This window comes from Paenibacillus sp. J22R3, assembly GCF_056269305.1.
In genome coordinates this window covers 493,871-507,642 of record NZ_JBWDNS010000005.1, presented here as the reverse complement: position 1 = coordinate 507,642, position 13,772 = coordinate 493,871, and the positions used below count along the sequence as shown (strand labels likewise).

15 protein-coding genes are annotated in these 13,772 nt (G+C 51.6%); 8 read left to right on the top strand and 7 right to left on the bottom strand.

What is annotated here, in order from left to right; genetic code table 11:
- Positions 1 to 157: 157 nt before the first annotated feature.
- Complete coding sequence (locus AC0YN4_RS23435; RefSeq protein ID WP_475782888.1) at positions 158 to 553, top strand: hypothetical protein; 396 nt, start codon at positions 158 to 160, stop codon at positions 551 to 553.
- Positions 554 to 614: 61 nt separating this feature from the next.
- On the opposite strand, the gene AC0YN4_RS23430 is transcribed toward AC0YN4_RS23435, so the two are convergent.
- Positions 615 to 1,061, bottom strand: a complete 447-nt coding sequence (locus AC0YN4_RS23430) for a DUF4395 domain-containing protein (RefSeq protein ID WP_475782887.1) — start codon at positions 1,059 to 1,061, stop codon at positions 615 to 617.
- 155 nt (positions 1,062 to 1,216) lie between these two features.
- On the opposite strand from AC0YN4_RS23430, the gene AC0YN4_RS23425 reads away from it, so the two are divergent.
- From AC0YN4_RS23425 to AC0YN4_RS23410, 4 genes are all read left to right on the top strand, one after another.
- Positions 1,217 to 1,708 carry an HPP family protein gene (locus AC0YN4_RS23425; protein ID WP_475782886.1) on the top strand — a complete coding sequence of 164 codons (492 nt, stop codon included), beginning with the start codon at positions 1,217 to 1,219 and terminating at the stop codon, positions 1,706 to 1,708.
- A 130-nt stretch (positions 1,709 to 1,838) separates the two neighbouring features.
- Positions 1,839 to 2,693, top strand: coding sequence for a patatin-like phospholipase family protein (locus AC0YN4_RS23420; protein WP_475836914.1), 855 nt, complete (start codon positions 1,839 to 1,841; stop codon positions 2,691 to 2,693).
- 150 nt (positions 2,694 to 2,843) lie between these two features.
- The gene (locus AC0YN4_RS23415) at positions 2,844 to 4,238 is read left to right on the top strand and encodes an MATE family efflux transporter (RefSeq protein ID WP_475836913.1); all 1,395 of its coding nucleotides are present in this window, start codon (positions 2,844 to 2,846) and stop codon (positions 4,236 to 4,238) included.
- 120 nt (positions 4,239 to 4,358) lie between these two features.
- Complete coding sequence (locus AC0YN4_RS23410; RefSeq protein ID WP_475782883.1) at positions 4,359 to 5,210, top strand: aldo/keto reductase; 852 nt, start codon at positions 4,359 to 4,361, stop codon at positions 5,208 to 5,210.
- An 80-nt stretch (positions 5,211 to 5,290) separates the two neighbouring features.
- Here AC0YN4_RS23410 and AC0YN4_RS23405 read toward each other — a convergent pair whose 3' ends face one another.
- Positions 5,291 to 6,208, bottom strand: a complete 918-nt coding sequence (locus AC0YN4_RS23405) for an aldo/keto reductase (protein WP_475836912.1) — start codon at positions 6,206 to 6,208, stop codon at positions 5,291 to 5,293.
- Positions 6,209 to 6,291: 83 nt separating this feature from the next.
- On the bottom strand, positions 6,292 to 7,140 hold the full coding sequence (locus tag AC0YN4_RS23400; RefSeq protein ID WP_475836911.1) for an AraC family transcriptional regulator: 849 nt from the start codon (positions 7,138 to 7,140) through the stop codon (positions 6,292 to 6,294).
- A 105-nt stretch (positions 7,141 to 7,245) separates the two neighbouring features.
- On the opposite strand from AC0YN4_RS23400, the gene AC0YN4_RS23395 reads away from it, so the two are divergent.
- Positions 7,246 to 8,064: a phytanoyl-CoA dioxygenase family protein gene (locus tag AC0YN4_RS23395; RefSeq protein ID WP_090982727.1), complete on the top strand. Its 819-nt coding sequence runs from the start codon at positions 7,246 to 7,248 to the stop codon at positions 8,062 to 8,064.
- Between the two features lie 196 nt (positions 8,065 to 8,260).
- Here the strand turns inward: AC0YN4_RS23395 and AC0YN4_RS23390 are convergent, their stop codons facing one another.
- Genes AC0YN4_RS23390 through AC0YN4_RS23375 form a run of 4 tightly spaced genes read right to left on the bottom strand, consistent with a single transcriptional unit; the run spans position 8,261 to position 11,426 of the window.
- Entirely contained in the window at positions 8,261 to 8,629 is a 369-nt protein-coding gene (locus AC0YN4_RS23390; protein WP_475782880.1) for a DUF6220 domain-containing protein, read from the bottom strand.
- A complete protein-coding gene (locus AC0YN4_RS23385; protein ID WP_475836910.1) occupies positions 8,626 to 9,159 on the bottom strand; it encodes a hypothetical protein in 534 nt (177 codons plus the stop codon). Before AC0YN4_RS23385 ends, AC0YN4_RS23390 begins: the two co-directional genes overlap by 4 nt.
- Positions 9,160 to 9,180: 21 nt before the next feature.
- Positions 9,181 to 9,885 carry a response regulator transcription factor gene (locus AC0YN4_RS23380; protein ID WP_475836909.1) on the bottom strand — a complete coding sequence of 235 codons (705 nt, stop codon included), beginning with the start codon at positions 9,883 to 9,885 and terminating at the stop codon, positions 9,181 to 9,183.
- A complete protein-coding gene (locus AC0YN4_RS23375; RefSeq protein ID WP_475836908.1) occupies positions 9,882 to 11,426 on the bottom strand; it encodes a sensor histidine kinase in 1,545 nt (514 codons plus the stop codon). Before AC0YN4_RS23375 ends, AC0YN4_RS23380 begins: the two co-directional genes overlap by 4 nt.
- A gap of 184 nt (positions 11,427 to 11,610) precedes the next feature.
- Here AC0YN4_RS23375 and AC0YN4_RS23370 point away from each other — a divergent pair, with 184 nt between their 5' ends.
- Complete coding sequence (locus AC0YN4_RS23370) at positions 11,611 to 12,591, top strand: ornithine cyclodeaminase family protein (protein ID WP_475836907.1); 981 nt, start codon at positions 11,611 to 11,613, stop codon at positions 12,589 to 12,591.
- A gap of 15 nt (positions 12,592 to 12,606) precedes the next feature.
- Positions 12,607 to 13,770, top strand: a complete 1,164-nt coding sequence (locus AC0YN4_RS23365) for a dipeptidase (protein ID WP_475836906.1) — start codon at positions 12,607 to 12,609, stop codon at positions 13,768 to 13,770.
- Positions 13,771 to 13,772: the final 2 nt, after the last annotated feature.

The following is a 13,772-nucleotide window of genomic DNA, read 5'->3' as shown; positions in this document are numbered from 1 at the left end:
CGTGGTGCCTACATCGGTTGTGCCATTTATGAAATGGTCGCCATCGGCGGTAGTTGTGCGAGGAAGGATCCTCAACGCCAGTTATGAATTCTAGTGAATTTTTCCATGCTCCATGCTATCATTAGTTCATAAGAACCATTACTAGTGAGGTTATGATATGGCTATAGAACTAAATGTGGCGCATTGCCCCAATTGTGGGAGAGTATTCCAGAAGAATCTGCGTAATCTATGTGCAGCATGCACGGCCGAGGAAGATGGACAAATTATTTCGATTGAGCAGGTTTTAAGGCGCAACCGTCAGCTTACCAATGAGCAAGTGGCTGAACAGACTTCTGTTCCCGTGCAGCAGATTCGCTCGTATATCCGCAAAGGCAAGCTTAAATTATTCGATTACCCGAATTTATCCGATGCCTGCGATCTTTGTTCAGAGCCTACCCGCCAAGGGAAGCTTTGTGCCAAATGTGTCTCGAAACTGAAAGATGACATTATGCAGGATCGGGAGAAAGCCGTTCAGAAGAAAGAGCATGTCTTCTTATCGAAATATAGAAGATGATTGTCATCCAACGACTAAACAGCCCGCCCCATTGAATGGGGCGGGCTGTTCGACTTGTTTATTACGATATTTTCCGTCTCAACCAATATTGTTTCCAATGAAAGTACATAAAGCAGCCGACGCAAAATCCGCTAAGGGCAAGCACTACGGCTACGGTGAGCATGCCCAGCACGACATAAGCTGCTGTCAGCAACCCGAGCGCATAGGCGGCCAAGGTGATTACTAGGAATAGGATTGCCAGTAAATTGTTGAACCGAAGCAGCTCGCGGCTCTCCGTCCGAGCACTGACAGGGAATAACGGGGCGAATAGACGAACAAACAGATTATAGTTTACGCCATAGGTGCGGCTGATCAGTTGGACGACTAGAGGAAGTGCCAGTATCCACAACTGTCCTGTACTTACACTTATGATAATGCTAAGCAAGATACCGAGCTGGTTGCCGCGAACACGGTGTAAAGGAACATCGTCTACGCACTCATACGTAAGGGGAATCGGTTGTTTACTCATCTCAAGGCCCTCCTTGTAGGTCAAATCATTATCCTCATTATACACTAAAACCTAGTTGTCAGGTAGGAATAAATGGCTATTTTTCGGGTGATTTTTACGAGAGAGGTCGTTATAATAAATAAGGTGTAAATCGATTAGGAGGCCTTAACGACCTAATGAATGTGAAGTCTTTAGCTATTTGTTTGTATGTCGTGCTGCTCTACTGGCTCTCGCTGCATGTTTCGTTTCTGGATACGCTGTTTTTCCCGACGATCGGCGCATTTAGCTTTCTGTTTCTCTCTCGCACTTATCTGATGTCGGAGCTGGGTAAGATTACCTTTGGCGCTGTTGTATCAGCTTTGATAGGCACGGTTCTGTTCTATCTCTACCCGGGCTCGCTCACCTTGTTTGTGAATGCTGTCATTATCATTTGGTTGATCCGTAAATACAATTGGAATGCACCGCCGATTGCCGCAGTTGCACTGATTCCTTTCTTCTCGCATTCTCCGCATCTATGGGCAATTCCACTATCGGTATGCGCTGCGCTGCTGGGTTTAATGGGCTCTCTTGTCTTGGCGGAGGTTCTGGAGCGTAAGTTCGGTCATTCGTTATCATCGATGTTCGGAAACAAACCTGCAGCAGTCGATTCCAGAGACATTGCAAGTTGATACGAATAGATAAGCAAGAAAGCCGGCCGCGTCAGGTCGGCTCTTGTTTGTCGTAAAATTGACTCTGCCGTTAAGCGATAGGTAAAATGAATGTAGCGAATACGGAAGCACAGGGTAAAGGAGTTAGGTCATGGATTCATCCATCGGTTTAGTACTGGAAGGCGGAGGCATGCGGGGCATCTATACGGCCGGCGTGCTGGACTATTTTACAGAACAGAACATGTACTTTCCCTATACAATCGGCGTATCGGCCGGAGCCTGCATGGCAGCAAGTTACTTATCGAGGCAGCTTGGTCGCAATCGAGAGGTAAATGTAGGTTGGGTCACGGACCCGCGCTATATCTCGTGGAAGAATTATTTCAACAAAGGCGAGCTGTTCGGCATGGATTTTATTTTCGACGAGCTCCCGAATGTCATTGTTCCGTTCGATTATCAAGCTTTCGAAGCGAGCAAAGAACAGTTTGTCATCGGCACGACCGATTGCGATACCGGGGAGACGATCTTCTACAACCGGGATGAACCGGGCTTTGACCTGTTGAAAATCATTCGTGCTTCGAGCTCGCTTCCTTTTATCGCGCCGATTGTGGAGTATAAGGGCCGCAACCTGCTGGATGGCGGGATCTCGGACCCGATTCCGCTTCGTAAAGCAGAGAGCGACGGCTTTAAGCGCAATGTCATCGTTCTGACCCGAGATACGGGTTACCGCAAATCACGCAATCGTTTCAGCTGGCTCGTGCGACGTGCCTACAGGAAATATCCCGAGTTTGTCAAAATCATGCTTCGCCGGCATGAGATCTACAACGACACGTTAGCTTATATTGAAGAGCAGGAGCGTAAAGGGAATCTCTTCGTCATTCGGCCGCAGCAGAAGCTGACGGTAGGGCGGATGGAGCGCGACCCGGCAAAGCTGGATGCTCTCTATAAGGAAGGCTATGAAGATGCGAAACGGTTAATGCCTGTTATGAAAGCATGGATGCAGGCATAAGCTGAGCCGTGCTGAATTAGAAAATGGATTGCAGGACCTCCATCTCTATACGGGATTGGAGGTCTTTTGTCATGGACAGGGTCATTTGGAGGTGGGATAATAACCATTGGTATAGAGAGATGAAACGTAATGGGATAGGAGATAGTTCCTTTGATTAAGAATGATGCTGTACCTTCTTGGAAGAAGCTGAGTCTCTTTGCCTTGTCATGGCCGATTCTGGTGGACTCGGTGCTGCGCATGATGCTCGGAACGGCCGATGTTTTCATGCTCAGCCGGATCTCCGATAAAGTGGCGGGAGCCGTCGGATTTGCCAATGAAATTATTATGTTCTGTATTATGATGTTCGGCTTTGTCGCGATTGGAACGAGCGTAGCGGTTACGCAGTACTTGGGAGCGGGGCAGAAAGCAACGGCAAGCCGCATCTCCGCGCTTGCGATCATGATGAATTTGATGTTCGGCGTGATCGTCAGTATCGTCATTGTCTTGTTTAGCGAACCGGGCATGCGAATGCTCCATCTCGACCCCTCGCAAATCGCGATCGCGAGCACCTACTTGAAGCTGATCGGCGGATTTATTTGGATCGAGGCGATTTCGTATGCGGTCTCGTCGATTATTCGTTCGAACGGCAATACACGGGACGTCATGTACGTGACACTCGGTGTGAATTTGATTCATGTCGCGGGCAACTACCTGCTCATCTTCGGGAACTTTGGCTTCCCGGAATGGGGCGTAACCGGCGCAGCCGTGTCTACGATCGGAAGCCGAATTCTCGGCCTCATCGTATTAATCATTCTCTTGTATCGCAAAACGCCGAGCCCAATCAGGCTTCGCGATTATATTTCCTTCGATAAGCTGTACATGAAGAAAATACTCGGTATCGGCCTCCCGTCTGCCGGAGAGCATCTGGCATGGCAGTCGCAGATGATGATGATTATGGGCTTTATCAATATCATTGGCCAACAGGCGCTCAGCGCCCATGTGTATGTCTACAATATCAGCGCTTATTTCATGGCGTTGTCCATGGCGATTGGCATGGGGACGGAGATTATAGTCGGGCATATGGTCGGGGCCGGTGAGAAGAAAGCCGCGTACTTCCGGCTGCTGCGAAGCTTGCGGATCAGCATTCTGCTGACAGCCGTATTAGTCGGCATTGCGGCGCTATTCCGCTATCAGCTGGTCGGGTTGTTCACCGATGATCCCAAGGTCATCGCGGTTGGGGCGAGTATCCTGCTCCTATCGATTATTTTGGAACCGGGGCGGGTATTCAACATTGTTGTCATCAACTCGCTTCGCGCAGCCGGGGATGCGAAGTTCCCGGTCTTAATGGGCTTCTGCTCCATGTGGGGCATTTGCGTTCCGTTGTCCTACTACCTCGGCATTCATTTGGAGATGGGCTTAATCGGCGTATGGATTTCGTTCGCAGTGGATGAATGGGTACGCGGACTGCTGATGCTGGCTAGATGGAAGAGCGGGGTTTGGACGAAGAAGGCGATTGTGAGCCGGGAGCATACACCACATTCCAGTACAAATTCGCTTGAAGCTTAAGAAGATTAATCCACGACCGGATAATGCGGTTGTGGATTTTTTTGGTTGTCGATGCTGACAAACGACGTGCGCTGTCCTATGATGGGGTAGAATTAGTCGGATGTAGAGGAGAGGTGCAAGATGACGAAAACCATTTCGAGCGGTGTCACACTGAACAATGGAGTTGTTATGCCTTGGCTTGGGCTCGGGGTATGGCAGGGCAGACCGGAAGACGGCGAGCATGTGGAGCATGCGGTTCGTACGGCAATTGAAGCGGGCTATCGCAGCATCGATACGGCAGCGGCATACCGTAATGAGCAAGGTGTCGGCAGAGCGGTCCGAGCGAGCGGGATCCCAAGAGAAGAGATATTCGTTACCACCAAAGTGGATAACGCCAATCAAGGCTATGACGCTACTTTGAAGGCGTTCGATAAATCGCTAAGCGAGCTGGGAATGGAGTACATCGATCTCTACTTAATCCACTGGCCGGTTAGTAAGCATTATAAGGATACATGGCGTGCGATGGAGAAGCTGTATGCCGAGGGCAAAGTAAGAGCGATTGGTGTCAGTAATTTTCAGGTGCGGCACTTGGACACGCTGCTTGCAGAATGCAGTGTGGTTCCGGCGGTTAATCAAGTGGAATATCATCCGCGTCTGACACAGAGGGAACTGCAGGGTTATTGCACTGGCAAGGGTATTCAGTTGGTTGCTTGGAGCCCGCTGATGCTGGGTAGAGTGTTGGAGGAGCCGATTATTCAAGAGTTGGCCGGAAAGTATGGGTGCACCGGTGCGCAGATCGTATTGCGCTGGGATTTGCAGAACGGCGTGGTGACGATCCCGAAATCCGCCAATACGGAGAGAATCCGCGAGAATGCCAATATCTTCGGCTTCGAATTGTCGACAGAAGACATGGTGCGGATAGATGCGCTGAACCGCAATGAACGCTCCGGCATGGATCCGGATAAGTTCGAGGAACTGTGGGGACTGCGTTAAGCAGTATGAAGAAATACATGTAATAAAAGAAGGAGCCGGGAAGTCCGAATGAACGGACATCTCAGCTCCTTTGTTATGTCTTATGGCAAAATATTGCCTGCTGCGCGGTAGATGGCGTACCATTCTTCGCGTGTCAGGTGGATTTCGCTTGCTTTGATGCAATCGAGAATCCGCTCGACGCTTGTAGTGCCCGTTACCGGCTGCATTTGTGCCGGATGGCGAAGCAGCCATGCAATGGCGATCGTCGTGTTGCTCACTTCGTATTTAGCGGCGACTTCATCGATCGCTTTATTCAGCTCTGGGAACTTCTCGCTGCCCAGGAATACGCCTTCGAAGAAGCCGTATTGGAATGGAGACCATGGCTGAATCGTAATGTCGTTCAGGCGGCAGTAATCCAGAATGCTGCCGTCGCGGCTGATGGACGAATCGACCGTCATATTGACGTTAATGCCGTTCGAAATCATATTGGCATTCGTGATGCTCAGCTGCAACTGGTTCGCAACAAGCGGCTGCTTAACAACTTTCTTAAGCAGTTGAATTTGCATCGGATTCTGGTTGGATACGCCGAAATGGCGAACCTTACCGGAGCTCTCCAGTTTATCGAATGCTTCCGCTACTTCATGCGGCTCAACCAGGGCATCGGGACGGTGCAGCAGCAGAATATCGAGGTAGTCTGTTCTGAGGCGCTTCAAGATAGCATCTACAGAGTCTAGGATATGTTCTTTGGAGAAGTCGAACATGCCATTGCGAATACCGCATTTGGATTGCAGGATGATTTTCTCCCGCACGTCGTCGTTCATATGTATAGCGTCCGCGAAGATTTCCTCGCACTTACCGCCTCCATAAATATCAGCATGGTCAAAGAAGTTCGCCCCTGCTTCCAGCGAAGTTTGGACGAATCGTTCCGCCTCGGCTTTCTCCAGCCCATTAATACGCATACACCCTACAGCAAGAACCGGCACCTCAAGGGAGCTGCTTCCGAGCTTCATCGTTCTCATTCGTTTCATCCTCCTAAATTGCGAATAGGTATAGTCCTACAGAAGATTGTGACATACAAGCATGCGAGATTCAAGCGCGCCGCTTATTCCATGCGTGCTTTGTACTCGGCGGGCGTGTATTCGGTATGTTTCTTGAACGATTTGCAGAAATGCGCGGCGTCGAAGAAACCGGTATCCATTGCGATATCGGTGATTTGCAGATGGGTGGTGCGCAGCAGCCGTTTGGCCTGCTCAATGCGAATTTTCATTAAATAACGCCCAAGCGGAATGCCGGTTGCCCCTTTGAAAATATGATTCAGGTACCGTTCGTTCAGCGAATAGGTTGCAGCGATATCAGAGAGTGAGATGTCGGAGCCGTAGTTCTCATTCAGCTCCTTGATGATCTCTCCAATCATTTGTTCATGCTTATTATGCTTGGGCCTTGTGCCATGATAGATATGAACAGCCCTGTAAATTTTCACGAGTATATGGATGAACAGATGCTTCAGCAGATGCGGGAAACGCAGGCCGGAACGCAGCTCCGTAGTGAGCGCGACAAAATCATCCTCAAGCCCGGGCACCGCGAGCGGCTGGGAATCACGGGCAATCGTCTTATAAATCTGACGCAGCCTTGTGTTTAACGCATCGTCCTTAAACCAGAACGATAAGAAAATCACCTTGAAGCTGCCGTCATCACAGCTGCTCTTGCGTATCGTATCCGGTAGAAAAAGCAGATCTCCCTGCTTGACTTCTACCCTGGCTTGATCCTGGCGAATCACATTACTGCCTTGTATATAGTAGTTCAGCTCGAAGCTGTGGCCCACGCCATCCCAGCCTTGGTTCCGCCACAAGCCATAGGAATGCAGGTCGAGGGAGGACCACTCTGAGTCGATAAGGGCAATGAGTTCTTCGAGACCTGACAGGAGTTTATCGTTTGCTGGCAAATTTATCACTCACTTTTTTCTGACTTTTTTACAATTTCGATTCCATTATACAATACGTCCTCGAATCTGCAACGTATAATCAGGACATAAATCGAAAACAAGGAGTGATTAACTATGTTATTGAAATTGACTGAGCAAGAGAAACTGACTGGTGTACCGGAGCAAGAAACAATCGAGGTAGCTATTGAGCAAATTCGCAAGAATGGATATATCGGATTTGAAAGCGTTTTGTCCAAGGAGCAAGTACAAGAGATTAAGGATGCATTCCTTCCGATATTCAACGAATACATCGACAGATTTGGATATAATACAGGTACGAACCGTGCTCAGATGCACCTACCTTTTTTACAACCATTCGTAAATGACTACATGGTAGCAAACGCATTTGCAATGCCTGTAATCAACGCTGTGCTTGGCGAAGGCGTTCGTTGTACGTACCTCGCTTCGGATACAGCTTGCCCAGGTTCCGATTATCAAAACGTACACTCCGACGTACCGCCGCTGTTCCCTACACTTGGTGTAGCGCTGCCGGCATACAGCCTGGTTATGAATATTCCGCTTGTGGATGTTCATGAAGAGAACGGACCGCTTGAAGTATGGCCGGGCGGTACGCATTTGGACCCTGAGAGCACCAAGCATACGTCCATCGACGGTGAAATGCTGCGTGCTGCGAAATCGATGTACTCGGAGAAAGTCTACATGCCTGCAGGCTCGGTTGTTATCCGTGACATTCGCATGTGGCACCGTGGTACGCCAAACCGTACACAAGAGAACCGCACGAACATCGCATTGATCTACAACAACGACTGGTACGGTGCAGGCGGATCGATTCACGTTCCACAAGAAGCATATGACCAAGCATCGCCAGCTGTGAAAAGCCTGTTCAGACACGAAAGAGTCGGCGCTTCTGTCAAAATGCCTTGGCAGTGGTAATCACGACTTCGCATAAATAAAAGGAGGCCGTCCCATTTTGGGACGGCCTTTTGATGAATGGAGGAAAAAATTATTGGAGGGATCCCCGCACAAGAAGATCCCTAGGAGCTCTTCATGTGCGAAATTGGCGGGATTCCTGTACATGTGGATCCCTAGGGGCTCTTCTTTTGTGGTATTCCTTTGCATGGGGGAGGTACTAACTGCTAATGGACTTCCATGGGTTGGAGCGGCGAATGATCGTCAGCGTGCCCCAGAGCATCAGTAATGCCGTAACGGGATGGATGGCCGCGATCACGCGTGTATCTAGGTTGACGGAGATGTATTGAAAGATAATGCAAACATACAATGAGGCTGATAACGTAACGGTTCTCCAGCCCATGCGGCCGATGAGGGAGAATACGATCATGACAATCGGAACAAACTCGAAGTAGTGGATGAAGGACTTGTGCATGGACCAGTCGCCATTATCGAAGATAGCGAGGCCCGCCAGAAACACTTGCGTAAATAATGAAATCCCGAACAGTAAGGCTAGTGCATAGAAAATGATTTTGGATATACGAATCATGATTGCTTAGCTCCCTTTAATGGATTGCGATACGACCGCCGCTCGCCGCCCGGTTTCCATATCGATAAAATATAAATGACGACGAGCGATACCGTTTGCAGCACGATTCCGATCCAGAGCAGCGTGTGATTGACGGTGAAACCGGATGTTTGCCATGCGCCAAGCCCGGCCTGTGCAGTCGGTTCGATCCCTTTCAACGTCCATTCGTACAAACCGATGATTCCGACTCCGATGCACAGCAAGGTTAGCACTTGTTTGGCTATGATCCAGTTGTAGCGGAACAGCTTCCACGAAGTCATCACGGACAGCATGATGCCGGTGACGGTCACCCCGATGGTTGAGGCACGAACGCTGCTTGATGCAAGCAGATTCATGATGGAGTAGCATGCGTGCAGCACCGTACTATCGCTGGTTACAGAAGCGGTCAGCGCCAGAATGATAAACACAGCCTGCACGCCAAGCATGATAGCGGCAAACATAATATGCAGCAGCAGAAGGATTCTGCGTCCTTGTAAGGATAACTTTTTCACGTAACGCAGCTCCTCTAGTGGTTATAGGTTGAATCTGTAGCCGACACCCCAAACGGTCTCGACATACCGCGGCTTGGACGGATCGCGTTCGAGCTTCTCCCGCAGCTTGCTGATATGAACGGTGACTGTGGCATGATCGCCAAGTGCGTCCAGCCCCCAAATACGCTCGAACAATTCCTCCTTGCGGAAGACCCGATTCGGATTCGTGACGAGGAAGAGCAGCAGATCGTACTCTTTGGCAGTGAAGAGTACTTCCTCATCGTTGACATACACGCGCCGAGATTGCCGATCGATGCGAATGTTATGCAGCTGCAGCTCATCCCTGCGCCATTCGCCGCTGCCGACAAGCCGGTCGTATCGTGCCAGATGCGCTTTGACTCGTGCAACCAGCTCGCCGAGCCCGAATGGCTTCAGAATATAATCGTCTGCTCCCAGTCCGAATCCGCGGATTTTGTCCACTTCCTCTTTCTTCGCGGAGACGATCAGGATGGGGATGTTGCTCGCTTCCCGAACGCGTCGGCATACGTCATAGCCATCCATCCGAGGCAGCATCAGGTCGAGCAGAAGGAGGTCATACCCATCCCCTCGCAGCGCCATTTCGAGCCCAAGATCGCCGCGATCCGCAATATCTGCGGAGAAGCCGCTTGCCTCCAAGTAGTCCTTCTGCACCTCGGCAATGACAGGGTCATCCTCGATAATCAAGATTCGTTTGCGAGCTCGATTCATTGCGGCTCCTCCCTTTCTTCAGAAGACAAACGTACTCGCTGCACGGCGGGGAGATGAAGTGTGATTGCTGTCCCTTCGCCCTCGCGGCTTCTGGCTTCTACCGTACCTCCATGCTCCTCTATAATTTGTTTTACGATAGCAAGCCCAAGACCGCTGCTTCCCGCATCCGGGCGGCGCGATGACTCTGCCCGGTAGAACTGGTCGAACACATGGGGCAGCGCTTCCGGCGAGATGCCGGCGCCGTTGTCCGATATGGTGATAGCTGCGGTGGGGGAATGAAGCTCGTCGCCACTCAGCTCAATCGTCAGTACGCGCGGTGCTTTGTCCATATGTTTAATGCTGTTATTGACGACGTTAAAGATTGCCCGATGCAGCTTCTCGCGGTCCGCTCGAACGAGCAGCGGCTGGCCGGCATTTGCTGCTTCCGCGGTGTTGCGGAACTGGATCGCGGCTCCGCTCAGCCGAGGGTCCAGCTTCAGCTCATCGACGGTAAGGCGGAGATACTCCGCGACGTCCAGCGTCTCAAACCGGAACGGCAGTTTGCCGATGTCCAGCGTGGAGTACAGCAGCAGCTCTTCGATCATCCGATTCATATCGGTCGTTTTGCCGCCAATCATATCGATGTATTTGTTCCGTTTCTCCTCCGTATCGGCAACGCCTCCGCGCAGGCAGTCGACGCAGCCTTGGATAGCGGTGATCGGCGTCTTCAAGTCGTGGGAGATGTTCGCAAGGAGCTCCTTACGGCTCTGTTCCAGCTGCAGCTGTGCGTTAATCGAGCCTTTCAGCCGGATACGCATGTCCTCAAAGGCCGATCCAAGCTGTCCGATTTCGTCCTTACGCTGCAGATGAATGGCGTGGTCCAGCTGGCCCTCGCGGATTTGTCCCGCGGCATCCCGCAGGGCGTGCAGCGGCTTAATAATGCTTCGGGAGACGAAGAACGTGAGAACGCCGTTCGTCAGCACGAGTGCAAGAAGCAATGCCAGCAGCACGGTCGGGATGAACCTTTTGAAGAAATGCGCGACCGGTTCCATATCGGATACGATGATAATCGAACCCGGCTTGCCGTCCGGACGCGTGTAGGTAATTCGATCAAGGCTGTTGCCGCTCGGCGGTCCCGGGTGATCGAAGCGTCGATGGCCGCTTTGCTCACTGCTGTCGCCTTGTATCTGGGCAATAACTTCCTCGGCTGACAGTCTCGGAGACGTATAGGCTGGAGCTGTTGCATTATCGCCAATAATAACCATGCCGGCGTCTACCTGAGCCAGCTCCGACTCCGTCGAAGCAAGGAATGCGGGATCGCTGAGCAGCTTCGGATCATGTTGGGCAACGAACCGAAGGCCGGATGCGAGCTCGCTGCGTCCGCTGAACAAGTCGCGGATTTCGGCAAACGGGACATGGCTTTGCGGTTCTTCTTGTCCGGGTTGGGAAGTCATATCCTGTTTGAAGACACTTGCCGCTAAGGTGACCGTAATGCCAAGCAGCAAGACCGGAATCACAATCATCGCAATATAAGAGAATAACAATTTCGTTCGGATGGACATGGCGTGGAAGCCTCCTTCCATTTCATTGTAGTATCTACCCGTAAATATTCCATAAACCAGTTCTAAAAAAAGTATAAACAATGCCCGGCAGCGAGCCATAACGATTCATGGTGCCGGAGTCCGAGTAAAGGTAACACAGATTCTGCTATACTGGAACGAGCAAATAAAGAAACAGGTGAATCGCATGTTGGTTATTACACAGAGTGAAGTCAAAGAACTGCTGACCATGAAGGGATGTATCGGCATCATGGAAGAGGTGCTGGCCGACCTGACTACGGGAGAAGCGGTGCAATCCCTACGAAGCGTTGTTCCGGTACACGGGGGCAATTTGATGGGACTCATGCCTGCGTACTTGAAGCGGGAGGAGAAGGTTGGCGCCAAAATCATTACCGTCTTCCCGGATAATCATGCGAAGCGATTACCGTCGCATCAAGGGTTCGTATCGCTGTTTGATGCGGTTACGGGAGAGCTCGAAGCCATCGTGGACGGCAGGCAGATTACGGCCATCCGCACTGCGGCAGTCAGCGCAGCGGCGACGAAGCTGCTTGCTCGCGAAGACGCGGCAGCGCTTGCGGTCATTGGGACCGGCGAGCAAGCGCGCAGTCATATTGAAGCGATGCTGCTCGTGCGGCCCATTAAGCGCATTGCGATATGGGGGCCGAACCCGGCCCATGCGGCGCAGCTTAAGCTGGAGACCGAGCAGCGCTTCGGCGCGCACGTCATCGTAGAAACGATGCCGACTGCGGAGCAAGCGGTGGCCGAGGCCGATATTATTTGCACCGTTACGGCATCAACGACCCCTGTTATCCAAGGAGAATGGGTCAAGGATGGCGCACATGTCAACGCGGTAGGGGCATGCCGAGCGAAGGACAGGGAGCTGGACTCCGAGCTCGTGCGGCGCTCGGAGCTGTATGTTGACCGCAGGGAATCTGCCGTCAATGAAGCAGGCGATTACCTTATTCCGCTTGCGGAAGGCGTGATTACGGAGGCGCATATTCGAGGCGAGCTTGGCGAACTGTTGACAGGCAGCGAGCAGGGGCGAAGCACGGAACAAGCGATTACCTTGTTCAAGGCGCTTGGACTGGCGAGCGAGGATTTGGCAGCAGCTGGTTTTATATGGAAAGAAGCGATTCGTTTACATAAAGGCACACCAATTGACTTGTAGGAGAGGGAATTCAGCATGAATCACCAACCAGAGGGACTGTACCCTTTCCCGTTATCGGCGGAGGAAGAAGAGCGAGCAAGACAGCTGCATGAGCAGATGATCATCATTGATCTGCTGTTCCAAGGACCGCTGTCACCGAAGGCGATACCTGCGGAGGTATCCGAACAATTGCGCGAACAATGCGAACCTTATCGGGATCAACCGATGGAATACAGCATGATGCCAGCCAAACTCATCAAAGGCATGATTGCCCGCGGGGAGCTTGCTGAGTTCAAAGAAGAATGGTACCGCTCCGGCATTACAGCTGGTAATCGGGAGCTCGATCTATCGAGCCCGGAGAGCGTCGTCACGAGCATGGGCGACGTGCAGCGCCAGTTCGATGCCGTGGACTGGCTGGATAAAGCGCTGACGGCTGAGGATATTCGAGAGGCCAAGCGCAGCGGACGGAAAGCCGGCATCGTAACGGCGCAGGAGAACGATGGCCTGGGCAAAAACTTGGATTTGCTCGATACGCTTCATCACTTCGGACTCCGAATTCTACAACTGACGTACAACAATCAGAACTATGTGGCTTCCGGCTGCATGGAACCTTCGGACGGAGGCGTAAGCAAATTCGGTGCGCGTTTCATCGGCCGTATGAACGAGCTCGGCATTATCGTCGATACAAGTCACTGCGGCAAACAAACGACGCTTGATGCGTGCAGCCTATCCGCTCAGCCTGTTATTGCTTCGCATACCGGAGCTGAAGCCATATACGGGCATGCTCGCTGCAAAAGCGATGAGGAAATAAAGGCGATTGCCGCAACAGGCGGCGTTATCGGTGTGTTCGCCATGCCATGGTTCGTACACGGCGATCCGAACGATACGACGATGGAGCATGTGCTCCATCATATCGACTATATTGTGCGGCTCGTAGGCGTTGATCATGTCGGCATCGGCACCGACTGGCCGATGAGCGATGTGGAGTGGGCGCTTGTCCATTTCAAGGAGCATGTGGCGCCGATGCTTGGTTTTGCCAAAGGGGACGGGCCTTCCACGGAGACGGTGAAGGGGCTGGAGAAGTACAGTCATTTTATCAACTTTACGCGGGGTTTGGTTGCCAGAGGGTATCGGGACGAAGAAATCGCGAAGATTATGGGCGGCAATTGGCTGCGCGTGTTTGAGCAGGTATGGGGATAGGG

Bases quoted from the DNA above. Each gene is read 5' to 3' on its own strand.
- AC0YN4_RS23365 (WP_475836906.1), top strand. From the start codon at position 12,607: ATGAATCACCAACCAGAGGGACTGTACCCTTTCCCGTTATCGGCGGAG.
- AC0YN4_RS23370 (WP_475836907.1), top strand. From the start codon at position 11,611: ATGTTGGTTATTACACAGAGTGAAGTCAAAGAACTGCTGACCATGAAG.
- AC0YN4_RS23395 (WP_090982727.1), top strand. From the start codon at position 7,246: ATGTTATTGAAATTGACTGAGCAAGAGAAACTGACTGGTGTACCGGAG.
- AC0YN4_RS23410 (WP_475782883.1), top strand. From the start codon at position 4,359: ATGACGAAAACCATTTCGAGCGGTGTCACACTGAACAATGGAGTTGTT.
- AC0YN4_RS23405 (WP_475836912.1), bottom strand. From the start codon at position 6,208: ATGAGAACGATGAAGCTCGGAAGCAGCTCCCTTGAGGTGCCGGTTCTT.
- AC0YN4_RS23390 (WP_475782880.1), bottom strand. From the start codon at position 8,629: ATGATTCGTATATCCAAAATCATTTTCTATGCACTAGCCTTACTGTTC.
- AC0YN4_RS23425 (WP_475782886.1), top strand. From the start codon at position 1,217: ATGAATGTGAAGTCTTTAGCTATTTGTTTGTATGTCGTGCTGCTCTAC.
- AC0YN4_RS23375 (WP_475836908.1), bottom strand. From the start codon at position 11,426: ATGTCCATCCGAACGAAATTGTTATTCTCTTATATTGCGATGATTGTG.
- AC0YN4_RS23380 (WP_475836909.1), bottom strand. From the start codon at position 9,885: ATGAATCGAGCTCGCAAACGAATCTTGATTATCGAGGATGACCCTGTC.
- AC0YN4_RS23435 (WP_475782888.1), top strand. From the start codon at position 158: ATGGCTATAGAACTAAATGTGGCGCATTGCCCCAATTGTGGGAGAGTA.
- AC0YN4_RS23420 (WP_475836914.1), top strand. From the start codon at position 1,839: ATGGATTCATCCATCGGTTTAGTACTGGAAGGCGGAGGCATGCGGGGC.
- AC0YN4_RS23430 (WP_475782887.1), bottom strand. From the start codon at position 1,061: ATGAGTAAACAACCGATTCCCCTTACGTATGAGTGCGTAGACGATGTT.